The following is a 24114-nucleotide window of genomic DNA, read 5'->3' as shown; positions in this document are numbered from 1 at the left end:
TTCGGCAAACCGATATAAACGACGATCTAAAATCATTTTTGGAATATGCGTGCCCCCCCCCCCCCCCGCTTGCCTATCGCCTGGCGAGCAACTCCTCCAGTCGCTCAGCGCCATATGGCCAGTCGCGCAGCTCGGCCAGCGACCCCAAATGGCCAAAGGCGCCCGGCACATCCAGGCGTGCCCCCCAGGCCTCGGCAAACTGCCGGGCACGCACCAGGGAAACCCGCTCGTCGTCGCTGCTGGCCACGACGATGGCGGGAAAACCCAGGGCCTGTAACGGCATGGGCGCGAAGCCTTCGGCTCCGGCTGGATAGGCAGGCTGCTCGACATCGCTGGGCGCCACCAGCAACGCACCGCTCACCGGCCCACGATGGCGCGCGGCCCAGTGCGCGACCAGCGCCACCGACAGTGAGTGGGCGACCAGTACGACGGGGGAGCTGTCCGCGTTGATCGCCTGATTCAGGGTTTCGACCCAATCGTCGATATGCGGATTGTCCCATTCGCGCTGCAGCACCCGCTGGTACTCGGGGTGGCTGCGCTCCCAGAAGGTCTGCCAGTGCTTGTCACCCGAGTTGCCCCGGCCGGGCAGGATGAGAACACGCGTCATGGCAATGGCTCCCGCTCAAAAGCCGGCAGGCTAACCCATGGAGTGCCAGACGGCGACTGACCAGATGGAATAACGAAATAACGCATTTTCGGCAGGCCACCCGGAACGAGGCAGGCACCGCAAGCGGTTGGCTGGCAACCCAGCAAAGGACTAACCTGCCCCTGTCGAGTGACCACACCGCCAGGAACCACCGCCACGCCTGGCACTTATACGGCCACTGCGTCACCATCGGCCAACAGCCTGCCTGGATAAACGGGATCCGCCATGAACCAGCGCCTGCCACGTTGCGAAACCCTCACCATCGAGTTCAAGAGCGACCGCAGAAAGTTGCCGGACAATGACCTGGTCGAAGCACTGGTCTGCCTGGCCAATGCCGAAGGCGGTGAGCTGTGGCTGGGGATCGAAGATGACGGCACACCCAGCGGCCTGCATGCCGAGCATCGTCTTCTGGACGGCCTGACTGGCATCGTGGCGGCGCGTACGTCGCCATCGCTCTCCGTGCAGGCTGAAGCGATAGAGGCGGGAAGTGTCACCGTGGCGTGTCTCCGCGTAGCCAAGGCCCAGGGCTATGTCGCCACCTCGAGCGGTGTCTACCTGCGCCGCCGCCTGAAGCACGACGGCACACCCGAATGCATCGCACTGCTGCCCCATGAACTGGGTAGCCGCGCTGGCAGCTTCGGGTTGATCGACGCATCCGCACAACCGGTGGCGGGTACGGTCCTGGCCGATCTCGATCCACTGGAGCGCGAACGACTACGCCAGGCCGTCCAGCAATACGGTGGCGACCGAGTGCTGCTGGAGCTGGACGATGAGGCCCTGGACGGTGCGCTGATGCTGACCGTACGACTGCCGGACGGTTCGCGCGTGCCGACACTTGCCGGCCTGCTGCTGATCGGACGGGAGACCGCGTTGCGTCAACGGGTATCCACTCATGAGTTCGCCTTCCAGGTGCTGGCCCAGCAGGCTGTGCGCTTTAACGAATTCCGCCGCTTTCCGTTACTCAAGGCTCTGGAGTGGCTGGAAACCAACTTCCGCCCCTACAACCCGGAAGAAGAGCTGCAGGTAGGCCTGTTTCGCGTGCCAGTGCCCAAGGTCGATATGGGAGCGTTTCGCGAGGCCGTGGCCAACGCCCTGATCCACCGTGACTATCACCGGCTCGGAGCGGTCCATATCCGCCTGGAGGACGATGCGCTGGTGGTCAGCAACCCTGGTGGCCTGGTGGACGGCGTGACCCTGGCCAACCTGCTGGTGACCGAGCCACGACCGCGCAATCCAGCCTTGGCGGACGCCATGAAGCGTATCGGCGTGGTCGAACGCTCCGGGCGCGGAGTGGACAAGATTTTCCGTGGAATGCTCAAGTTTGGCCGTCCCATTCCGGACTACAGCTACACCACGGCGCAAAGCGTGGTGCTGCGCTTGCCAACCTCAGAGGCGGACCTGGAGTTCCGCCGCCTGGTGGTCGAGCATGAGCGCACGGCCAACGCCGAACTCCCCATCGACAGCCTGATCGCACTGGCGGCACTGCGTGCAGCCAAACGGGTAACGGCAGACGAATTAGCCGTACAGATACAGCGCAACAGCACGAGCGCCAAGCACACGCTGGAGAGCCTGACCGAAGCGGGCCTGGTAGACGCCCATGGCACCACCCGAGGTCGCAGCTATACCCTGTCGGCCCGCCTGTACCAGGCCGTGGGCGACAAAGCGGCTTATACCAGGCAAGCCGGCTTCACGCCGATTCAGCATGAACAGATGGTGTTGAGCTACGCACAGCAGCACGGGCAGATCCGGCGGGCCGACGTGATGGAGCTTTGCCGGCTGTCGACCGACCAGGCGGCAAAGCTGCTGAAAAAACTCAAGGACAGCGGGTCCATCGTCCAGCATGGCAAGAATCGTGGTGCGCTCTATACCCTCGCATCACGGAATGAGCCGGAATGAGCCGGAATGAGCCGGAATGAGCCGGAATGGTTCATAGCCGTATTGCTCCAAGCTGCACCACAGATACTCACGCCCCAGTAACGATCCATCCGCACCGCTCAAACCCCGTCGAACAGCACGGTCGACAGGTACCGCTCGGCAAAGCTGGGAATGATGGTGACGATCACCTTGCCGCCGTTCTCCGGCCTGCGCCCCAGCTCCGCGGCGGCCCACAATGCGGCGCCCGAGCTGATGCCAACTGGCGCCCCTTCCAGGCGCGCCACCTGGCGAGCGGTGTCCAGGGCGGCATCGTCGGTGACGGTGATGATTTCGTCGATCACCTGCAGATCGAGAATCTTCGACAGGAACCCCGAACCGATCCCCTGGATCTTGTGCGGCCCCGGCTTGCCTCCCGACAGCACGGCGCTGCCGGCTGGCTCGACGCCGACGATGCGCACCGAGGGTTTGTAGCCCTTGAGCACCTGCCCCACCCCGGTGATGGTGCCGCCGGTGCCGATGCCGGACACCACGATATCCACCTCCCCGGCCGTGTCGTTCCAGATTTCCTCGGCGGTGGTGAGCCGATGGATCGCCGGATTGGCCGGGTTCTCGAACTGCTGCAGGACGATCGAGTCGGGAATCTCCCGGCTCAGTTCCTCGGCCCTGGCGATGGCCCCCGTCATGCTCTGGCTGGCCGGCGTCAGTTCGAGCTGCGCACCGAGGAAACGCAGCATCTTGCGCCGCTCCTCCGACATGCTCTCCGGCATGCAGAGGGTCAGCGAATAACCCCTGGCCGCCGCGATAAAGGCCAGGGCGATACCGGTATTGCCGGAGGTCGGCTCGATGATGGTGGAACCGGGACGAATACGCCCTGCGCGCTCGGCATCCTCGATCAGGGCAAGGCCCAGGCGATCCTTGACCGACGACAGCGGGTTGAAGAACTCGAGTTTGCCGAGCAGTTCGGCCTGGCTTCCCAGCGCCTCTGCCAGGCGGCTGAAACGCACCAGCGGCGTGGCGCCGATGGTGTCGATGATGCTGTCGTAGATACGACCTCTGAACGTGGACATGCTTCTCACCTGAACGATGGCGAGCCCGCACAGACCCTGCGAGCCCTCTGGGTGAAGGCACGCTAGCGCCAACGCCTAGCGATTCAAAACGAGAAAACCGGACAAGCTTAGACAGTTATCGCGATAGCCCGCCGCGCCCCTGCACCGTCTCGTTGAACGCTCCGCTCTGGCTGAACATCGACTGCAACTGCTCGGCCGGGATCGGGCGGCTGAACCAGTAGCCCTGGGCGAACGGACAATGTTCGGCGTTGAGGAAGTCCAACTGCGCCTGCTCTTCGACGCCCTCGGCCACCACCAGCAACCCCAGGCTCTGCCCCAGGCCGATGATCGCGCGACTGATCACCACCGACTCGGCGTTCTCCGGGGCGCCGGAGATGAAGCTGCGATCGACCTTGAGGATATGCAGGGGGAAACGCTTGAGATAGCCGAGGGAGCAGTAGCCCGTACCGAAGTCGTCCAGTGCCAGGCGCACCCCGAGCCCGGCGATGCGCTGCAAGTTGTTCCTGAGCAGCGTGCTGTCCTGCATCAGCAGCGACTCGGTGATCTCCAGCACCAGGCTCACAGGCGACAGCCCGGTGTCTTCGAGAATGCACTGGAGGCGGTCGGCGAAGTCCGGCTGCTGCAACTGGCGGATGGACAGGTTCACCGCGCAGTGCATCTGCTCCTGGCCCGCCAGTTGCCAGGCACGGACCTGGCGGCAGGCCTCCTGCAACACCCATTCGCCGACACGGACGATACCGCTGGACGCCTCCAGCACCGGGATGAACTCCTGCGGCGGCACTTCGCGCCCCTGGTCGTTCCAGCGCAGCAGCGCCTCGACCCCGGCCAGGTAAGGCTTGCCCTCGCGCAACTGGCAGATCGGCTGATAGTGCAGGCTGTATTCGTTGCGTTCGAGCGCCTGTGCCAGGGCGCTCTCCAGAGCCAATTGGCGCTTGGCGGTGTGTTGCAGGCCATCGTAATAGAGCGCGAACTGGTCCTTGCCCGCCCCTTTGGCGCTGTAGAGCGCAAGGTCGGCGGCCTGGAGAGCATCCAGCGGCTTTCCATCGCGGTACAACGGCGCGATGCCGATACTGGCGCTGATCGTCAGCGTCTGGCTGTCGATCGTCATCGGATGCCGCAGGGCGTCCAGCATGCGCTGGGCGACACCTTCGGCATCGACCTCGCAGGCCAGGTCACCCAGCAGGGCGACGAACTCGTCACCACCGAAACGTGCCAGGTGATCGCCAGGCCGCAGGCAGCGACGCAGCCGCGTGGCGACTTCGATCAAGACTTTGTCACCGATACCATGGCCAAGGCTGTCGTTGATCAGTTTGAAGCGGTCAAGGTCGACGAACAGCAAGGCCGAATCGCGTACATGCACCCGCGCCTGCACGGTCTTGAGCAATTCGTCCAGGTGCATGCGATTGGCCAGTCCGGTCAGGGGATCGTGCCGCGCGGCATGCCGCAGGGAGGCCTCGGCCCGCTTGCGACCGCTGATATCGGCCTGGGAGCCGGCCATGCGCGTGCCCTCAGGCCCCTGCTCGACGACACCACGCGCCAGCACCCACAGGTAGTCATCACGCCCGGTGCGAATCCGGTATTCATGGGAGAACGAGGGCACCAACCCGTTCAGGTGAGCGCTGATCGCCCCCCGCAAGCCCGGCAGGTCGTCCGGATGCACCCGACTGAACCAGATATCGCTGCCGGATGCTTCCTGGGGCGGCAAACCGAGCATGTCGGTCCAGCGCTCGGACAGGTAGAGGCGATCCCCGCCGATGTCCCAGTCCCAGATACCGTCCTCGGTGCCACGCAATGCCCGCGCCAGGCGAGCCTCGCTGTCCTCCAGCGCCTGCCGCTGGGCCGCGCTGTAGGTGTCGATGGCCAGGATCATGTCGAAGAACACCGCCTTGAGCAGACTGCCATAGAGCTTGCAGTTCGGTGCATCGCCCAGCAGTTCGTCGAGTATTTCGCCCAGGTACAGGCGGTAGGCGCCCAGGTACCACTCCAGGTCGACACCGACGCGCTGGTGCACCAACCCCACCAACAGGCGGTCGTTGACGTAGTCACGGTCATAAGGCCCCATCCAGAGGCGCTGGTAATAGCGCTTCTGGCTGTGCTTGAGGCGCGCGACACCCTCCGGATCGTCGAGAATCCGGGCTGGCCGCTCGAAACGCGCCAAGTGGTCGTAGAGTGTGTCGATAAAGCGCGCATGCACTTCGTCCAGCGCCCCGGCGGCCTGGTTCAGGCGCTGCGCATCGGCACCCTGCCATTGGAGCAGGCGCTTGCGCGACAGGATGTCTTCCGCCTTGAGACCGACACGCTCCAGGAGCGCTTTCAATTCGTTCTTCATGCTGCGAGCTTCCAGGCACTCGGCAAGATCGTCCGCCGCGTCAGGCGGCGGACGATCTTGCATTCTTGGGACCTGTCAGAAATCGGCCAGCGATCCCGTCAAACGGGAATGACCGGCATGCGGAAAGACTCCGAACAGGTTCTTGCGGATCGAAGAATGACAACGTGGATACGACTGAGATGCCCTGACACACCCTCGATCCGCCACAGCCTGGCGGCGAAGAGAGTCCATGGCGGCGTGCGGACACGGCGCTACTGTCAATAGGCCACTAAGCGTGACAGGCAGGCAGGGGAACGTTATTGATATGAATCAATGGGCGGGATATGCAGGCGCAATCGCCAGAAAGCGAAGGGGGCTCGACGGCCCCCAGGATACGAGCGCCGACGATCAGGCGTAATCGTAGGAAGGCAGCGCCGAACGGCTCTGGCTCTGAAGGTGGGTGATCACCGGAGCCACGCCGGCGTCCAGCGACAAATCCCTGCGGATGGAGCTGATCACCCAATCCAGTTGCATGGCTGCCTGGGCCTGCCCTTTGGACAGGGCACGGCGCAATACGTCCTGCTCTTCGTTGCGCAACGTCAGCAGCAGGCCTCCATCGGGACGATTGACGATGTGCACCTCGAACTCGGGAAAGGCTGCGGTGAGGGCTTTTTGCGCAAGATTCATGGGTGGTCTCCATTCGTTTTCACTTACCTCAATAGAGCAGGCATCGTGCCAATCGAACGGAAAGAATAATTTCAATAATATCAACAAGTTACATATCTATCAAAATACCCTTCTCATGCATTTTGCATGATTCACTCAAAGCAACCATGCATTCTGAAATGCCTCCTGAACTGTTGGTCAGACCCCCTGCAATTCGTCCCCTCGGCATGAACTTGCCGTACGGCCATTGCTCCAACCCCAGGTGGCAGCAAGACCGGCCAGCCCCGCATATGGAATGGGTCGGAACTCAAGGATCAGGTTTCTCGCTCGGGCAGCCACAAGAATGCCGCTTCGCAGAACAGGAGTGCGAAGACGGCCCTCGCGCGCCCAGCGCCGTGCAATACGATGAGAGTTACCTGGCATATGAACGAACTATCCCAGCGCAGCGTGCTGCTCGTCGAAGACGAGCCTCAGATACTGGCCTTGCTGGTCGACTTCCTGACCGACGAAGGTTATGAAGTCATGCAGGCCGAAAACTCGGACCGGGCCTTCGAAATCCTCGCCAGCAGCCCACAACTGGACTTGCTGATCAGCGACTTTCGACTTCCCGGCGGCGTATCCGGCGTGATGATCGCGGAGCCGGCGCTGAAACTGCGACCGGAGCTGAAAGTCATCTTCATCAGCGGTTACCCGCTGGAAATCTACGAGTCGGGCAGCCCCATCGCCTACTCGGCGCCCGTCCTGGCCAAGCCCTTCTCCCTGGATTCGCTGCACCAGCAGATCGAGCAGGTGCTGGCCTGAACCGCAGACACGCCCAGACGAAGAAGCCCGCTCGAATGCGGGCTTCTGGCTGTTACGGCGCGACTAGTTCCCGCCTCAGTTGACCTTGGGAGCCAACTCGCCACTGGCGTAGCGCTGGAACATGCCTTCCAGGGAGACCGGTTTGATCTTCGAGGCATTGCCGGCGGTGCCGAAGGCTTCGTAGCGGGCGATGCAGATATCGCGCATGGCGACGATGGTCTGGGCGAAGAACTTGCGCGGGTCGAACTCGCTCGGCTGCTCGGCCATCATGCGGCGAATGGCACCGGTGGACGCCAGGCGCAGGTCGGTGTCGATGTTCACCTTGCGCACGCCGTACTTGATACCTTCGACGATCTCCTCGACCGGCACACCGTAGGTTTCCTTGATGTCGCCGCCGAACTCGTTGATCACTTTCAGCCACTCCTGGGGTACCGAGGAGGAGCCGTGCATCACCAGATGGGTGTTCGGGATGCGCTTGTGGATTTCCTTGATGCGCTCGATGGACAGCACATCGCCGGTTGGCGGCTTGGTGAACTTGTAGGCTCCATGGCTGGTGCCGATGGCGATGGCCAGGGCATCGACCTGGGTGTCCTTGACGAACTGCGCGGCTTCTTCCGGATCGGTCAGCAGTTGGCTGTGGTCCAGCACACCCTCGGCACCAACGCCGTCTTCTTCACCGGCCATGCCGGTTTCCAGACTGCCCAGGCAACCCAGCTCGCCTTCCACGGAAACGCCGCAGGCATGGGCGAAAGCCACGGTCTGACGGGTCACGCGGGCGTTGTACTCATAGTCGGCCGGGGTCTTGCCGTCTTCTTTCAGCGAACCGTCCATCATGACCGAGCTGAAGCCCAACTGGATGGAGCGCTGGCAGACATCAGGGCTGGTGCCGTGGTCCTGGTGCATGCACACCGGGATATGCGGGAATTCTTCGATCGCGGCCAGGATCAAGTGACGCAGGAAAGGCGCACCGGCGTATTTGCGGGCACCCGCCGAAGCCTGCACGATCACCGGCGAGTCGGTCTTGTCGGCCGCTTCCATGATGGCGCGCATCTGCTCCAGATTGTTGACGTTGAAGGCCGGCACGCCATAGCCGAACTCGGCGGCGTGGTCGAGCATCTGGCGCATGCTGATAAGTGCCATGTTTCCTGTTCTCCGGTAGCTGATCGTATAAGCCTGCGAGAGACGACGCTCAACGGCGTCGCCCCATCGCTTTGCGGCATTGTAACGGTAGCGCGGGATCGCTCACAGGTTTATCAGCGAAGCGCTGCACCCATGGGCCAGCAAGCGGTCGTCGGCAAGCCGGTAGACCAGCGAGCCATCGCGCTTGTCATGGAAGGCGATCACGCCATCGCTGTAGAAACGGCCCTGCAGGCTCGGCTCCAGCCGCAAGCGGTAGGCCTGCCCGGCAGTGCCGATCTTCAGGTCCACCTGCCGCTTTTGTGCATCGGCATAGCGCCAGTGGATATCGTCCGCGCTCTGGCACTTCCAGTGCACGAAGGGCGCATCCGGGCCGGATTGCCAGTGGGCGCAACCAGACAGCAGGGCCAGCGCCAGCAAGGGCAGCGAACGCAGCATCACGGGCAGTCCTGGGCATGCGCGCCCGCCGTGATGGTCGGATCGCCACTGCTCTGGATCGCCACCCGCTGATCGTTCTGTGCGGTTGGCCCGGTGGCCGGCGGCGGCGCGATCACTTCGCAGGCATGCCGCGTACCGCCACTGCACCCTGCCATAACCAGACACGCCACCACCACAAGCATCGAACTACGCATGGTCATTTCCCTTTCGAATGGATTCAAAGGAAAGACAACGCATGCGGGCCGTGGTTGCGCACGGATGGCCGTGCGCCTGTGAGACACGCAGATTACTGCGCGCGCTGCTCCAGCACCTCGACCGCCGGCAGTACCTTGCCCTCGACGAATTCGAGGAAGGCGCCACCGCCGGTGGAGATATAGGAAATGCGCTCGGCCACGCCGTATTTGTCGATGGCGGCCAGGGTATCGCCACCGCCAGCGATGGAGAACGCCGGGCTTTCGGCAATCGCCTCGGCCAGCACTTGGGTGCCGTTGCCGAACTGATCGAATTCGAACACACCCACCGGGCCGTTCCAGAGAATGGTCTTCGAGGCCTTGAGCATCTGGGCGAATTGCGCAGCGGTCTGCGGTCCGATATCGAGGATCATGTCATCCTCGGCCACGTCGGCAACGGCCTTGACCGTAGCCTCGGCATCTTCGGCGAAGGCCTTGGCCACCACCACGTCGACCGGTAGCGGTACGCTGACCTTGGCAGCGATGGCCTTGGCCGTCTCCACCAGGTCAGCCTCGTAAAGCGACTTGCCGACCGGCAGGCCAGCCGCTGCCAGGAAGGTGTTGGCAATACCACCACCAACGATCAGCGAGTCGCAGAGTTCCGCCAGGGAGTTGAGTACGTCAAGTTTGGTCGATACCTTGGAGCCCGCGACGATCGCCAGCATCGGCCGGGCCGGCTTGTCCAGCGCCTTGCCCAGCGCCTCCAGCTCAGCGGCGAGCAGCGGTCCCGCAGCGGCGACCTTGGCGAACTTCGCCACGCCATGGGTCGAACCCTGGGCACGGTGCGCAGTGCCGAAGGCATCCATCACGAAGACGTCGCACAGGGCCGCATATTGCAGCGCCAGTTCGTCGGTGTTCTTTTTCTCGCCCTTGTTGAAGCGCACGTTCTCCAGCAGCACCAGTTGTCCTGGCGCCACGTCGACACCGTCGAGGTAGTCACGTACCAGCGGCACGTCGCGCCCCAGGGCCTTACTCAGGTAGTCGGCCACCGGCTGCAGGCTGTCGGCCTCACTGTAGATACCCTCCTCCGGGCGCCCCAGGTGCGAGCAGACCAGCACGGCCGCGCCCTTCTCCAGCGCCAGGCGAATGGTCGGCAGTGCCGCGAGGATGCGCGCATCGCTCTTCACCACGCCATCCTTGACCGGAACGTTGAGGTCCTCGCGGATCAGCACACGCTTGCCGGCCAGGTCGAGGTCGGACATTTTCACTACTTTCAGGGTCGGCGCGGTCATAGGGCGTCCTTATTGTGGTTGATGACGTGCAGATAGTGCTCTGCCACGTCGAGCATACGGTTGGCAAAACCCCACTCGTTGTCGAACCACGCCAGCAGGTTGACCAGCCGCGGGCCACTGCTGCGCGTCTGGCTGCCATCGACGATGGCCGAGTGCGGATCATGGTTGAAATCACAACTGGCATGGGGCAGTTCGGTATAGGCGATCAACCCGGCGAAACGCTCGCTGGCCGCCGCCTCGCGCAGCAACCGGTTGACCTCTTCGGCACTGGTGTCGCGGGACGTCAGCACGGTGATGTCCAGGCAGGATACGTTCAAGGTCGGCACCCGCACCGCCTTGGCCTGGATACGCCCACCCAGCTCGGGCAGGAGCCGCTCGATACCGCGCGCCAACCCGGTCGACACCGGGATCACCGACTGGAAGGCCGAGCGCGTGCGGCGCAGGTCTTCGTGATGGTAGGCGTCGATCACCGGCTGGTCGTTCATCGCCGAATGGATGGTGGTGATGAACACCTGCTCCAGGCCGATGGCATCGTTCAGCAACTTGAGCAGCGGCACGCCGCAGTTGGTGGTGCAGGACGCGTTGGACACCAGGGTGTGCCCGGCATGCAGACGCTCCTGGTTGACCCCGAGGACGATGGTGGCGTCGACGTCCGACTCGCTGGCCATCGGCTGCGAGAACAGCACCCGTGGCGCCCCGGCACGCAGGAAGCGCTCACCCTGGGCACGATTGACGTACTGGCCGGAACACTCCAGCAACAGGTCGATCCCCAGCCCGGCCCAGTCGATGCCTTCCGGCGTCGACTGGCGCAGCACTTTCACGCAGTCGCCGTTGATGTGCAGGCAGTCGCCGTCGACCTTCACCTCGCCGGGAAAACGCCCATGGGTGGAGTCGTAGCGGGTCAGGTACTCGATGCTGGCCTGGTCGGCCAGGTCGTTCAGCGCGACGATCTCCAGGCCTGCGCCCGCACCCCGCTCGTACAGGGCGCGCAGCACGCAGCGGCCGATGCGACCGTAGCCGTTGAGGGCAACGCGATAGGGGCGGTTGGGCATAGTGTCTCGCAGGTTCGCAGTTCAACCCCCTCTCTCTTTATGGGAGAGGGGGTCAATGGATCAGGCGTCCAACAGCTCTTCGGCGGTGCCAACGACGTTGTCGACGGTGAAGCCGAACTCTTCGAACAGCTGGCTCGCGGGAGCCGACTCACCGTAGGTGGTCATGCCGATGATGCGGCCTTCCAGGCCGACATACTTGAACCAGTAGTCCGCATGGGACGCCTCGATGGCAATGCGCGCACCGACCTGCACCGGCAGCACGGACTGACGATAGGCGGCGTCCTGGGCGTCGAACAGGCTGGTGCAGGGAATGGAGACCACGCGGACCTTGCGACCCTTGGCGCTGAGTGCGTCGTAGGCCTGCACGGCCAGGCCGACTTCGGAGCCTGTGGAGATCAGGATCAGTTCCGGCTCGCCGGCACAATCCTTGAGGATGTAGCCGCCACGGGCGATATCCGCCAGTTGCTGAGCGTCACGCGCCTGGTGCGGCAGGTTCTGCCGGCTGAAGATCAGCGCGCTCGGGCCATCCTTGCGCTCGATGGCTGTTTTCCAGGCCACGGCGGACTCCACGGCATCGGCCGGGCGCCAGGTGTCGAGGTTCGGCGTGGTACGCAGGCTGGTCAGTTGCTCGACCGGCTGGTGGGTAGGACCGTCTTCGCCCAGGCCGATGGAGTCGTGGGTGAACACATAGAGCACGCGCTGTTTCATCAACGCCGACATGCGCACGGCATTACGGGCGTATTCCATGAACATCAGGAAGGTCGCGCCGTAGGGCACCAGGCCGCCATGCAGGGCAACGCCGTTCATGATGGCGCTCATACCGAACTCGCGCACACCGTAGTGCACGTAGTTGCCCGAGGCATCCTCGGCGCTCACCGCCTTGCAGCCTTTCCACAGGGTCAGGTTGGAGCCGGCCAGGTCGGCGGAGCCGCCCAGCAGTTCCGGCAGCAGCGGGCCGAAGGCATTCAGACTGTTCTGGCTGGCCTTGCGGCTGGCGATGGTCTCGCCCTTCTCGGCCACGTCGCGGATATAGGCAGCGGCCTTCTCGGCGAAATCGGCCGGCAGGTCACCCTTGATACGGCGCTCGAACTCGGCGGCCAGCTCAGGGAACTCGGCACGGTAGGCAGCGAAACGCTGCTCCCAGTCGGATTCGGCCTTGGCGCCACGCTCGCTGGCATCCCACTCGGCGTAGATGTCGGCAGGGATTTCGAACGGTGGGTGATTCCAGCCCAGCGCCTCGCGGGTCAGGGCGATCTCGGCATCGCCCAGGGCGGCACCGTGGCACTCTTCCTTGCCCTGCTTGTTCGGCGAGCCGAAACCAATGATGGTCTTGCAGCAGATCAGCGTCGGACGGTCGCTCTTGCGCGCAGTCTCGATGGCCATGTTGATCTCGTCCGGGTCATGCCCGTCGACATTGCGGATCACCTGCCAGCCATAGGACTCGAAACGGCGCGGCGTGTCGTCGCTGAACCAGCCCTCGACCTCGCCATCGATGGAAATGCCGTTGTCATCATAGAAAGCGGTCAGCTTGTTCAGGCCCAGGGTGCCGGCCAGCGAGCAGACTTCGTGGGAGATGCCTTCCATCATGCAGCCGTCGCCGAGGAACACATAGGTGTTGTGATCGACGACTTCGTGCCCCGGACGGTTGAACTGCGCGGCCAGTACCTTCTCCGCGAGGGCGAAGCCGACGGCGTTGGCGATGCCCTGGCCGAGCGGGCCGGTGGTGGTTTCCACACCAGCGGTGTAGCCGAACTCCGGGTGGCCTGGGGTGCGGCTGTGCAGTTGGCGGAAGTTCTGCAGGTCTTCGATGGTCAGGTCGTAGCCGCTCAGGTGCAGCAGCGAATAGATCAGCATCGAACCGTGGCCGTTGGACAGCACGAAACGGTCGCGATCGGCCCACTGCGGATTGTTCGGGTTGTGCCGGAGGTGGTCGTGCCACAGCACTTCGGCGATGTCCGCCATGCCCATCGGGGCACCGGGGTGGCCGCTGTTGGCTTTCTGCACGGCATCCATGCTCAAGGCACGGATGGCATTGGCTCGCTCACGACGGCTGGGCATCGCTGAATCTCCTGGGTAAGGCTGATCACGGAAAAAGGCGGCCATTTTCGCCCAGCGGGCCGTGCGGGGCAATGGAAGAAAGCGGCGGGAGGCAATTGCCGGCCTGTCACGGCCACAGCCATGCCCCCTTCGGCATGGGCAAGCCCACCGCCGCCATGCAATATCAAAATTTCTTGATATAGCTGTTGCTGTAGGAAAAGTGCCCGACTAGACTGCGGCACCATGAGACTTCACGCGCACCATTCGGACTTCGATCCCTGCGACGACCTTGCCACCCTGTGCAAGGCCGGTGGCGACCCGTTGCGCCTGAATGTCCTGCGCGTGCTGGCCAACGACTCCTTCGGCGTACTGGAGCTGGCGCAGATTTTCGCCATCGGCCAGTCCGGCATGAGCCACCACCTCAAGGTCCTGGCCCAGGCCGGACTGGTGGCCACCCGCCGTGAAGGCAACGCCATCTTCTACCGCCGCGCACTGCCGGGTGGCGTCTTGCACGCGGCGCTGCTGGAAGAGGTCGACGCCCTGCCACTGCCCGCCGAACTACAAAGCCGCATCACCACCGTGCACCGCCAGCGCGCGGAGGTCAGCCGTGACTTCTTCGCCCGCATGGCCAGCAGCTTCCAGGCCAGCCAGGACCTGATAGCCGGGCTGCCGCAGTACCGCGACAGCCTGCTGGCCCTGCTCGACACCCTGCATTTCGCCCCAGGGGCGACCGCACTGGAAATCGGGCCAGGCGATGGCGCTTTTCTGCCGGAGCTGTCGCGGCGCTTCGCCCAGGTCACGGCGCTGGACAACAGCGAGGCCATGCTCGACCTGGCCCGCCAGCGTTGCCTCGAAGACAACCTCGGCAACGTCGAGCTGAAACTGGCCGACGCCCTGGATACGAGCCGGCAGGAGCCGGCCGACTGCGTGGTGCTGAACATGGTCCTGCACCACTTCTCCACCCCTGCCGAAGCCTTCCGCCAACTGGCGGACAAGGTCAGGCCGGGGGGCAGCCTGCTGCTCAGTGAATTGTGCAGCCACGACCAGAACTGGGCCAGGGAGGCCTGCGGCGACCTCTGGCTCGGCTTCGAGCAGGACGACCTGGCACGCTGGGCCACCGAAGCCGGCCTGGAGCCCGGAGAGAGTCTCTACATTGGCCTGAAGAACGGCTTTCAGATTCAACTGCGGCACTTCGCCAAACCCGCACCGCGAAGCGCCACCGCCTACGGCAAGTAAAGGAACCGATACATGAGCGAATATTCCCTGTTCACCTCCGAGTCCGTATCCGAAGGGCACCCGGACAAGATCGCCGACCAGATTTCCGATGCGGTGCTGGACGCCATCATCACCCAGGACAAGCACGCCCGCGTGGCTGTCGAAACCCTGGTCAAGACCGGTGTCGCCATCGTCGCAGGCGAAGTCGCAACCAGCGCCTGGGTCGACCTGGAGCAGATCGTCCGCGACGTCATCTCGGACATCGGCTACACCAGCTCCGACGTCGGCTTCGACGGCGCTACCTGCGGCGTGCTGAACATCATCGGCAAGCAGTCGGTGGACATCGCCCAGGGCGTCGACCGTGCCAAGCCGGAAGACCAGGGCGCCGGTGACCAGGGCCTGATGTTCGGCTACGCCAGCAACGAGACCGACGTGCTGATGCCGGCGCCGATCCGCTTCTCCCACGCGCTGGTCGAGCGTCAGGCCGAGGCGCGCAAGTCCGGCCTGCTGCCGTGGCTGCGCCCGGATGCGAAATCCCAGGTCACCTGCCGCTACGAGAACGGCAAGGTGGTCGGCATCGACGCCATCGTGCTGTCCACCCAGCACAACCCGGACGTCAGCTACAACGACCTGCGCGACGGCGTGATGGAACTGATCGTCAAGCACGTGCTGCCCGCCGAGCTGCTGCACAAGGACACCCAGTTCCACATCAACCCGACCGGCAACTTCGTCATCGGCGGCCCGGTCGGTGACTGCGGCCTGACCGGTCGCAAGATCATCGTCGACACCTACGGCGGCATGGCCCGCCACGGCGGCGGCGCCTTCTCCGGCAAGGACCCGTCCAAGGTCGACCGCAGCGCCGCCTACGCCGGCCGCTACGTGGCGAAGAACATCGTCGCCGCCGGCCTCGCCGAGCGCTGCGAGATCCAGGTGTCCTACGCCATCGGCGTGGCCCAGCCGACCTCCATCTCGATCAACACCTTCGGCACCCACAAGGTCGCCGAGAACAGCATCATCGAACTGGTACGGGAAGTGTTCGACCTGCGTCCCTACGCCATCACCAGGATGCTCGACCTGCTGCACCCGATGTACCGCGCCACCGCCGCCTACGGCCACTTCGGCCGCACGCCGGAGCAACTGAGCATCGGCGACGACAGCTTCACCAGCTTCACCTGGGAACGCACCGACAAGGTCGACGCCCTGCGCGCCGCTGCTGGCCTCTGAATACAGCTGCAACGCGATAAGAAAGCCCCGGATGGCGATAGCCTCCGGGGCTTTCTCATATAGGGAGCCGGATGATTGCCCGTCCTGTTACAGCAGGACGCACCCCCACACCACCACCACCATCACCAGTCCGACCAATTGGGCGGCGCTGCCCATGTCCTTGGCACGCTTGGAGAGCGGGTGAAGTTCAAGGGAAATGCGGTCGACCACCGCCTCGATGGCCGAGTTGAGCAGCTCGATGACCAGCGTCAGCAACAACACCAAAATCAGCAGCGCCCGCTCGGCACGACTGACATCCAGCAGAAAGGCCACCGGCAGCAACAGCAGGTTGAGCAGCAGCAACTGTCGGAACGCCGCCTCGCCGATAAACGCTGCCCGCAACCCCGCCAGGGAATAACCGCCCGCCCGCAGGATACGCGCCAGGCCTCGGCGGCCCTTCAGGCCGCTGGCGTCTGTGGAGTCGTCCATGGATGTCTCCTTGTCGAATGCGTCGACGGTCAATGTGCCAGGAAACGGCGGATACCCTGCAACTCACTGCGAATCCGGGGCATGAAGCCTTGCAGCACGCTCGCGATATCGCCGACCGGGCGGTCGCTGGCCGAACTGGCCTGCAGCGGTAGCATGCTGCCACTGGTGAAGGGCAGCACCACCTTGTGATCCTCGCCGAGGAACGCCAGGCGATCCCAGTCCCCCGCCACCAGCAGGCGCTGGGCACCGGGGCTGAACAGGCTCTGGCCGATGCTGTAGTCATGCGCGGGGTTGCGCACGCCCAGCAACGGCATCAGCGTCGGCAGCAGGTCGACATGGCTGGTGCGCAGGTCCTCCCGCCGCGCCTCGCGCCCTGGCACCCAGAGCACCAGCGGTACGCGCAACTGGGCATCGACGAACGAGGAGTTGTGACCCCAGCGGCCATTGTCCATGAACTCCTCGCCATGGTCGCCAGTGATCACCAGCAAGGTGTCGTCCATCAGTCCGCGCCGCTCCAGATGCTCGATGACCCGGGCGATCTGCCCATCGAGGTGGTGCACGGCATTCAGGTAGCGCTTGAGAATACCGCCGATATCACGCTCCAGGTTCATGTTGGCGTAGTTGAGGTCGGGCAGGTAATCCGGCTCGATCACCGACTCCGGCGGGAACTCGTAGTTGGCGTGGGGCGACTCGAAGAACATGAACGTCATGAAGGGCCGCTGCGCATCGCGCTGGTCGATGAAACCCAGCAGGTCATCGACGTTCTTGCGGTCACGCTGCCAGCCGGGGCCCTGGTCGTAGGCCTGCATCTGCTCGGGCGGTACTTTCACGAACAGCGTCTTGTCGAACTCCGGATAGCTGAAGCGGGCGCTGGTGAACAGTTTCATCTGGTAGTCCTGGCGTTGCAGCACGTCGATCAGCGGGCTACCGACGCGGGCATCCAGCACCGGGAACCAGAGGTTGGCCGGCAACCCGTAGAACTGGCTGAACATGCCGATGCGGGTGCCATTGCCGCCAGAGAAGTGTCGGGTGAAGTGCTGGGCACGCTCGGCGAACGCGCTGGTGCGCGGCATCACCCGTGGCGTCAGGCTGTCGGCCCGCCAGGATTCGGCCACCAGCCACACCACATTCAGCGGCTTGCCCGGCGGCTCGATGCGCAACGGTGCCTGCGGGTAATCGAGCTGCCCCTTGAGCGCGACATTCTCCACCTCCAGACGCTGTGGCCGCTCCAGCCCCAGCCGTTGCTCCAGCAGACGGCGCATGGTCAACGGCTGGTAGAGCGGCATGCGTTGGGCGGTCTCCAACACCGGGCTGTAGCCATAGAAATGGCTGATGCCGTAACTGATCCGCTCGCCCAGGGTGGCCAGCAGAAACATCGGCAGCACCCATAGCCAGCGCGGCGTCGGCAGCGACGTGCGCCAGCGGCTGGCGAAACCCGCCAACACCCGCAGCAACGCCTGAGCGACGAAACAGGCCGCGCCAATCAGGGCGAAACCGACCTGGCTGGACTCGGACGAACCCAGCGCGGCGATACCGCCCGGCGTGGTGAGGATATTCCAGACGAAACCGTTGAGGTGGAAACCGTACAGCGACCACAACAGGCCATCGGCGTAGATCAGCAGTTGCAGCAGGCCCGCCAGCAACACCGACAGCACCAGCCCGACGGCCCGTGGCAGCGGACTGGCCAGGCGCCCCAGCAACCAGAGCGGCGCAATGAACAGCAAGGCATAGCTGCCCAGCAGTACCCCCTGGTACAGCGCCATGCCGGGCGCATCCGGGGCATCGAACAGATGCGCCAGATGCAGCACGACCGCGATCCAGGTGAACAGCCAATACAGGGCATCGGCACGGCGGGGGGCGATGGAGGGGGGCAAGGTGGCTTCCTCGGAGACGGAGAACTGGCCGCATACAGAAGCATCCCCAGCTTAAGCCAACCTTAACCGCTCGACGATCAGCGACAGGCCACACGAAACAGCCTGCCGCAAGTCGACTCAAGCGCTCAGAAACGCCGGGTACGCAGCAACTCGTCCAGTACCCGGTTAGGCACGCGGAACGGCACTGACATATGGTCCTCGCCCGTCTCGATCTGGAAATCGCTGCGCAGACCGTACTGCGACAGGTTCTCCAGACGCAGTTGCAGCGAGCGGACATCCTGGATTTCCTGCGGCATCTCCCGGTCACCGACCAGCATGGTCAGGCTGCGGTGGGTCAGGTCCAGCTTGCCCGCATGCGCCCGCTGGGTGAAAGCGCGCTCATGCTCCAGCAGATAGCGATCACGCCACCACAGGCTCGGGCTCACCGCGACCACATGCTGGAACAACTCCGGACGGGTAAACAGGGCATAGATGCCGAACATGCCACCGAAGGACCAACCCACCAGGCTGCGCTGGTCCTGATCGACCTTGAAGCGCTGCTCGACTCTGGACATCAGGCGCTGCTCGATGAAATCGAGAAACAGGTCCTGGCCACCCTGGGGAGGTGTGTTGCGCTCGGCGGGCTGCGGTGGAGACAGGTCGAAGGCGCGTCGATCGAAGTCCAGCGGCGTATCGCTCGGATAGCCGATGCCCACCAGGATCGCACCTTTCATTTGATCCTGTGCCCGCTTGGCCGCATGGAAGCTCGGAAAATAGGCATTGGCATCGAGCAGGTAGATCACCGGATAGCCTCCGGTATAGGGCACGTCACCCTCCGGCAAGCTGATCATGATGCGGTAGTCGCGCCCCTCGGCGCTTTTCATCGTCCATTGTTCGGTGCCATCGAGTGTCACCGGCTCGCCATGGACGAACGGCAGGCCGCTCAACAGCAGCGCGCCCAGGTATTTCAATGCAGTACGCAACATGTCCGTCTCCTTACCAGCTATAGCTCAGACTGGTGACCAGGCTGCGTGCTTCGCCGCGATAGCAGAAGCTGTCCTGGCAGGTGATATAGCGCTTGTCCGTCAGGTTGCGTGCATTCAGGGCCAGGCGTACGCCGTCCATTCCCGCGCCGAAGTCATAGTGCACACCCGCGTCGATCAGGGTGTAGGCCTCATTCTTCAAGGTGTTCACGCTATTGCGGTAGTTGCTGCCGGTATAGCGGGCACCGCCGGAAAGGCCCAGGCCGAAGGGTAGACGGTAATCCAGCCACAAGGCCGCCAGGTGCCGTGGCAGGTTCTTCGGTGCCTTGCCGCGGTAGTCGATATCCTTGCTGACTTCGGCATCATTGAAGCTGTAGCTGGCGGTCATGCGCAGGCTGTCACTCAGATCGGAGACGGCCTCCAGTTCCAGCCCTCGCGAGACCTGCTCACCTGTCTGCAACTGGAAATTGCTGTCGGCCGGATCGCGGCTCAGCACATTGGTCTGCGTCAGGTGATAAAGCGACGCCGTGAGCATGGTGCTGCTACCCGGCGGCTGGTATTTGAGGCCGACTTCGTACTGCTCGCCTTCGGTCGGCTTGAAACGCTCGCCGCTCAGGCTGCTACCACTCTGAGGCAGGAACGAGGTCGCATAGCTGGCATAAGGTGCCAGGCCATTGTCGAGCAGGTAAAGCACGCCGAGCTGCCCGGTGGTCGCCGAGTCACTGTCCTTGCTGTTGACGTCGCTGCCCCACTGATAGCCGTTGAAACGGGTATGCACCCAATCACGGCGCAGGCCGGCAGACAGACGCCAGCGGTCGAGTTCGATCTGATCCTGCAGGTAAATGCCGGCGCGATGTTCAAGACCTTCCCGGTCGACCCAGACCGTGTCGGGGCGGGACACCGGCTGGTGGTGATTAGGTGCGTTGCGGTCGATGGACGGCGCGGCGCCAGTGGCGTATTGCAGTTCCGTGTCGATCCAGGCGTAATCCACTCCGCTGACCAGGGTGTGTTGCAGCTTGCCAGTGGCGAAGCGACTCACCAGACGGGTATCGGTCGCCAGTGATGCCATGTCCTCATAGCTGCCAGCAGAGGTACGGTCGAAGGTGTGACCGTCGCTCCGGACAGCGAAGTCGAGGTACTGGTTGGTGGTATCCAGTTGGCTGTAACGCAGATTCTGCTGCACGCTGAACGTGTCGTTGAAGGCATGTTCGAACTCGTAGCCGACCGACCACTTGCGCTGCTCGAGCTTGTCGAAGTACTCGTCGCCTGGCCAGAAATCCGTCAGGTAGTCGCCGTCCCTGTAGAACATCGGCGAGCCGGCGGTTTCACGCTCCTGATACTGCGCAAACAGGGTCAGGCTGGTGTCATCGTCGACCTGCCAACTCAGCGACGGCGCCAGCAGACGAGTGTCATTGTTCATCTGCTCGGTGGAAAATTCGGCATCGCGATAGATACCGACGGTGCGCACCAATACATCGCCCGCCTCATCCAGTTTGCCCCCCACGTCGAACTGACCCTGACGGTGGTTATAGTTACCGACCTGCAACTCCACCTGGTTCTTCGCCAGCAGACTGGGACGTTTGCTCACCCGGTTGATCATGCCGCCAGGGCTGATCTGCCCATACAGCACGGAAGCCGGGCCTTTGAGGATCTCCACACGCTCCAGGCTATAGGCTTCCAGCGCCGGCAGGGCCAGCCAGCCGCTGCCGGCGTTGCGCAGGCCATCGAGGAAGTCAGCGTTCTCCGTGGTCGCGAAGCCGCGCACACTGATGGTGTCGAAGCGCGGGTCCAGGCCCGAACCGCCGACACGAACACCAGCGGTGTAGGCGACGGCATCCTCGACGCGGTTCACCTTGCGGTCAGCCATCTGCTCGGCAGTGACCACACTGATGCTCTGCGCGGTTTCCAAGATCGGCTTGTCGCTCTTGGTCGCGCTGCTGGCGTTGCTGGCGAAATACCCCGGAACAGGTGCGAAAGCACTCTGCGCAGCCTTGCCCTCGATGCTGGTCGGTGCAAGTTGCAGGCTGGCATCACCCTCTGTGAGCGCCTGCAACGAGTAATTTCCATCGCCCTTGTCCACCAGCACATAACCACTGCCCGCCAGCAGGCGCGCAAAACCCTGACGCAGGCTGTAGTCGCCTTGCAGACCTGGGCTGGTCTTGCCAGCCAGCGGCGCGGGGTCGAAGGACAGCGCGATACCGTTGGTCGCCGCGAAGCGGGTCAAGGTCGCAGCCAGCGGCCCGGGCGGAATGCTGTACTGGCGACTCTGCGCCACCTCGGCAGGCAGTTGCTCGGCCAGCAAAGGAGCGCTCCCGGCCAGGGCAAGCCCCAGCAGGGCAGCGCGAATGGCAAGGCTCAGAGATACATGACTGCGGTCGATCGGTGAGGTAAGGCGGGCGCCCATGACAGGTCTCCTTGTTCGATTCCGGATGATGCGCCGTTGGCAAGGCGCGAGGGGTTCATCGGGTAAACCGAACCAAATCGAAAAAGCATTCACTCTTTTTCAACTTTATTTTCTTGCCTCCATTGCAAGGGCGCGGCCACTCACTCCAGCGGCTGGACGCTGACCCAGTAACGACTCATACGGCTGACGCGCAGCGGCAGGGTTTTCTCCAGCAGGGTCAGGGCACGCTCGTCATTGCCCATGGGGAAAGTGCCGGAAACCCGCATTGCGGCGACACCCGGATGCACCCGCAGGATGCCGCTGCGGTAGCGTGACAACTCATCCAGCAACTGGTCGAGGCGCAGCTCGTTGGCAACGAACAAGCCACTCTCCCAGGCATCGGCATAGTCCGCGAGTGGTTCGGCAGCGTTCACCTCCTGAGCGCCGAACGCGGCCTGCCGCCCTGCCTCCAGGCGCAGCGCCGCGCTCTGGTGCGGGGTGATCTCCACCGCATGCTCGAACACCGCGACACGGCTGCGCTCGTCCAGCACCCGCACACTGAAACGGGTTCCCAACGCCCGCACCCGGCCCTGCGCCGTCTCGACCACGAAGCGCCGTGGGTCGTGGGCGGTGGTGACGAGGATTTCACCGCGCTGCAGCCGCAGCAGCCGCTGCTCGGCATCGAAGGCCACATCCACGGCACTGTCGGTATTGAGCACCAGTTGGCTACCGTCGGAGAGTTGCAGCGCCCGTCGCTCACCCTTGTCGGTGGACAGGTCGGCACGCCAGTGGGGCATGCGCTGCCAGGCCAGCCAGGCGGCGGGAGGCGCGGCGATCAGCAGCGCCAGCGTCTGCATGGCCCGGCGTCGACCCAGGCCGTGCAGGCGTTGCAGAGCATCCCGCCCCAGGGCCGGCGGCACCTGCCCGCTGATCTGCAACAGTTGCCGGGCACGACTCCAGGCGCAAGCATGCATCGGGCTTTGCTGGCTCCAGGCCTCCAGCGCCTGCCGCTCGCGCTCATCGAGCGGCCTGCTCTGCACACGCATCACCCAGTCGGCAGCCTCGCCGGCGATGCGTTCATCTACCTCCTGCTCGGCCATCGCTTCAACCGGCCATGATGCAGGCGATCAGCGCCTTGCGCAGGTGGCGGCGCACGGTGCTGAGGCTGATGTCCAGGTGGTCGGCGATGGCCTGGTGACCCAGCCCGTCGAACTGCGCCATGGCGAAGACCTGCCGGGTCAGTTCCGGCATACCGGCGAGCATGGCCTCGATCCGCAACAGCGACTCGATGATCAGATGGCGGGTTTCCTCGCTGGGTATCTGCGCCTCGTGCAGATGGGCGATGGATTGCAGGTAGGCCCGCTCGACCTCACGGCGCCGCCAGAGGTCGATGACCAGTCCACGGGCGATAAAACGCAGCAGTGCGCGCGGGTCATCGACCAGCTCACGGCGACGACTGGCCAGCAGGCGCAGGAAAGTGTCCTGCGCCAGGTCGGCGGCATCGCTGGAATTACCCAGGCGCTGCCGCAGCCAACCTTGCAGCCAGGAGTGATGATCCTCGTAGATCGTCTCTATTTGGGTATGGGAGTGCTGTTCCGGAGGAAGCGCTGGCATGTACGGCCCTTGGTCACGAGCTTTGTTAATAAGAGTCATTATCCATTAAATAGCCGGACAATCACCACACTTCGCAACTATTTCTCCGCAAAATTTGCACACGCCAATCACATTCCAGCGGAACCTCGGGTATACTCGCGGCCCTCTTTGGGGAGTAGCCAGTCATCACGCATGTGGTGGCGCACTGGTCAACATTCTCGGCAACCGCCGTGGCCAGTGCATCCAGCAGGATCGGCGAGACCAACGACAGACCTGTGCCACAGTCGGGCGTGCAGTGTCGTGTCGTTGACTCATGCCGCCCGACTGGAGATTCACGTTGAGCCCCGTATCACTCGTTCTGCTTGCCTTCGCCATGTCCACGGATGCCTTCGCGGCCGCCATCGGCAAAGGTTCGAGCCTGCACAAACCACGTCTGACCGAAGCCCTGCGCACGGGCCTGATCTTCGGCGTGATCGAAGCCATCACCCCGCTGGTCGGCTGGCTTATCGGCCAGGCCGCCAGCCGCTTCGTCAGCACCTGGGACCACTGGGTCGCCTTCACCCTCCTGCTGCTGCTCGGCCTGCACATGATCCATGCCGGCCTGCAACCCGACAGCGAAGAAGAAGAAAAGCCCTCGCGCCACGCATTCTGGGTGCTGGCCGTAACGGCCTTCGCGACCAGTATCGACGCCCTGGCGGTCGGTTTCAGCCTGGCGTTCGTCGAGGTCAACATCTTCGTCGCGGCCGCCGCCATCGGCCTGGCCACCATGCTCATGGTGACCCTCGGCATCATGCTCGGACGCGCGCTGGGCGCGATGATCGGCAAACGTGCGGAAATCCTCGGCGGCGTGGTGCTGATCCTGGTCGGCAGCACCATTCTCTACGAACACCTGGCCGGCTGATGCCG

At 63.8% G+C, this 24114-nt stretch carries 21 protein-coding genes; 5 read left to right on the top strand and 16 right to left on the bottom strand.

What is annotated here, in order from left to right; genetic code table 11:
- Nucleotides 1–73: 73 nt before the first annotated feature.
- The gene (locus tag HW090_RS12500; protein WP_179113831.1) at nucleotides 74–607 is read right to left on the bottom strand and encodes an alpha/beta hydrolase; all 534 of its coding nucleotides are present in this window, start codon (nucleotides 605–607) and stop codon (nucleotides 74–76) included.
- A 264-nt stretch (nucleotides 608–871) separates the two neighbouring features.
- Here HW090_RS12500 and HW090_RS12495 point away from each other — a divergent pair, with 264 nt between their 5' ends.
- The gene (locus HW090_RS12495; RefSeq protein WP_179113830.1) at nucleotides 872–2542 is read left to right on the top strand and encodes an ATP-binding protein; all 1671 of its coding nucleotides are present in this window, start codon (nucleotides 872–874) and stop codon (nucleotides 2540–2542) included.
- Nucleotides 2543–2640: 98 nt separating this feature from the next.
- On the opposite strand, the gene cysK is transcribed toward HW090_RS12495, so the two are convergent.
- From cysK to HW090_RS12480, 3 genes are all read right to left on the bottom strand, one after another.
- Nucleotides 2641–3588 carry a cysteine synthase A gene (gene cysK, locus HW090_RS12490; protein ID WP_179113829.1) on the bottom strand — a complete coding sequence of 316 codons (948 nt, stop codon included), beginning with the start codon at nucleotides 3586–3588 and terminating at the stop codon, nucleotides 2641–2643.
- Between the two features lie 115 nt (nucleotides 3589–3703).
- Complete coding sequence (locus HW090_RS12485; protein ID WP_179114907.1) at nucleotides 3704–5917, bottom strand: bifunctional diguanylate cyclase/phosphodiesterase; 2214 nt, start codon at nucleotides 5915–5917, stop codon at nucleotides 3704–3706.
- A 387-nt stretch (nucleotides 5918–6304) separates the two neighbouring features.
- Complete coding sequence (locus HW090_RS12480) at nucleotides 6305–6583, bottom strand: DUF3509 domain-containing protein (RefSeq protein ID WP_179113828.1); 279 nt, start codon at nucleotides 6581–6583, stop codon at nucleotides 6305–6307.
- Nucleotides 6584–6985: 402 nt separating this feature from the next.
- Between HW090_RS12480 and HW090_RS12475 the strand changes: the two genes are divergently transcribed.
- Entirely contained in the window at nucleotides 6986–7363 is a 378-nt protein-coding gene (locus HW090_RS12475) for a response regulator (RefSeq protein WP_179113827.1), read from the top strand.
- 75 nt (nucleotides 7364–7438) lie between these two features.
- On the opposite strand, the gene fba is transcribed toward HW090_RS12475, so the two are convergent.
- The 6 genes from fba to tkt form a co-directional block, all read right to left on the bottom strand.
- A complete protein-coding gene (fba, locus tag HW090_RS12470; RefSeq protein ID WP_179113826.1) occupies nucleotides 7439–8503 on the bottom strand; it encodes a class II fructose-bisphosphate aldolase in 1065 nt (354 codons plus the stop codon).
- Between the two features lie 102 nt (nucleotides 8504–8605).
- Complete coding sequence (locus tag HW090_RS12465; protein ID WP_179113825.1) at nucleotides 8606–8938, bottom strand: MliC family protein; 333 nt, start codon at nucleotides 8936–8938, stop codon at nucleotides 8606–8608.
- Complete coding sequence (locus tag HW090_RS12460) at nucleotides 8938–9132, bottom strand: hypothetical protein (RefSeq protein WP_179113824.1); 195 nt, start codon at nucleotides 9130–9132, stop codon at nucleotides 8938–8940. The genes HW090_RS12465 and HW090_RS12460 overlap by 1 nt, the downstream gene beginning before the upstream one ends.
- A 92-nt stretch (nucleotides 9133–9224) precedes the next feature.
- Complete coding sequence (locus HW090_RS12455) at nucleotides 9225–10385, bottom strand: phosphoglycerate kinase (RefSeq protein WP_179114906.1); 1161 nt, start codon at nucleotides 10383–10385, stop codon at nucleotides 9225–9227.
- A gap of 11 nt (nucleotides 10386–10396) precedes the next feature.
- Complete coding sequence (gene epd / locus HW090_RS12450; RefSeq protein WP_179113823.1) at nucleotides 10397–11452, bottom strand: erythrose-4-phosphate dehydrogenase; 1056 nt, start codon at nucleotides 11450–11452, stop codon at nucleotides 10397–10399.
- Nucleotides 11453–11512: 60 nt separating this feature from the next.
- Nucleotides 11513–13510 (bottom strand): transketolase, encoded by a 1998-nt coding sequence (tkt, locus tag HW090_RS12445; protein WP_179113822.1) that lies wholly within the window; start codon nucleotides 13508–13510, stop codon nucleotides 11513–11515.
- A gap of 222 nt (nucleotides 13511–13732) precedes the next feature.
- Between tkt and HW090_RS12440 the strand changes: the two genes are divergently transcribed.
- Nucleotides 13733–14725 (top strand): metalloregulator ArsR/SmtB family transcription factor, encoded by a 993-nt coding sequence (locus HW090_RS12440; protein ID WP_179113821.1) that lies wholly within the window; start codon nucleotides 13733–13735, stop codon nucleotides 14723–14725.
- Between the two features lie 12 nt (nucleotides 14726–14737).
- The gene (gene metK / locus HW090_RS12435) at nucleotides 14738–15928 is read left to right on the top strand and encodes a methionine adenosyltransferase (RefSeq protein ID WP_179113820.1); all 1191 of its coding nucleotides are present in this window, start codon (nucleotides 14738–14740) and stop codon (nucleotides 15926–15928) included.
- An 87-nt stretch (nucleotides 15929–16015) separates the two neighbouring features.
- On the opposite strand, the gene HW090_RS12430 is transcribed toward metK, so the two are convergent.
- The 6 genes from HW090_RS12430 to HW090_RS12405 form a co-directional block, all read right to left on the bottom strand.
- A complete protein-coding gene (locus HW090_RS12430) occupies nucleotides 16016–16396 on the bottom strand; it encodes a diacylglycerol kinase (protein WP_179113819.1) in 381 nt (126 codons plus the stop codon).
- 29 nt (nucleotides 16397–16425) lie between these two features.
- Nucleotides 16426–18270 (bottom strand): sulfatase-like hydrolase/transferase, encoded by a 1845-nt coding sequence (locus HW090_RS12425; protein ID WP_179113818.1) that lies wholly within the window; start codon nucleotides 18268–18270, stop codon nucleotides 16426–16428.
- 125 nt (nucleotides 18271–18395) lie between these two features.
- On the bottom strand, nucleotides 18396–19235 hold the full coding sequence (locus tag HW090_RS12420; RefSeq protein WP_179113817.1) for an alpha/beta hydrolase: 840 nt from the start codon (nucleotides 19233–19235) through the stop codon (nucleotides 18396–18398).
- A 10-nt stretch (nucleotides 19236–19245) separates the two neighbouring features.
- Complete coding sequence (locus HW090_RS12415) at nucleotides 19246–21636, bottom strand: TonB-dependent siderophore receptor (RefSeq protein WP_179113816.1); 2391 nt, start codon at nucleotides 21634–21636, stop codon at nucleotides 19246–19248.
- A 140-nt stretch (nucleotides 21637–21776) separates the two neighbouring features.
- Entirely contained in the window at nucleotides 21777–22715 is a 939-nt protein-coding gene (locus tag HW090_RS12410) for a FecR domain-containing protein (RefSeq protein WP_179113815.1), read from the bottom strand.
- 4 nt (nucleotides 22716–22719) lie between these two features.
- Nucleotides 22720–23229: a sigma-70 family RNA polymerase sigma factor gene (locus tag HW090_RS12405; RefSeq protein ID WP_179113814.1), complete on the bottom strand. Its 510-nt coding sequence runs from the start codon at nucleotides 23227–23229 to the stop codon at nucleotides 22720–22722.
- Between the two features lie 316 nt (nucleotides 23230–23545).
- Here HW090_RS12405 and mntP point away from each other — a divergent pair, with 316 nt between their 5' ends.
- Nucleotides 23546–24109, top strand: coding sequence for a manganese efflux pump MntP (mntP, locus tag HW090_RS12400; protein WP_179113813.1), 564 nt, complete (start codon nucleotides 23546–23548; stop codon nucleotides 24107–24109).
- The last annotated feature ends 5 nt before the right edge of the window (nucleotides 24110–24114 follow it).

Source organism: Pseudomonas sp. ABC1, from assembly GCF_013395055.1.
Classification (GTDB): domain Bacteria; phylum Pseudomonadota; class Gammaproteobacteria; order Pseudomonadales; family Pseudomonadaceae; genus Stutzerimonas.
The sequence above is the reverse complement of the archived record's forward strand: the minus strand, read 5'-3'. Positions and strand labels throughout refer to the sequence as shown.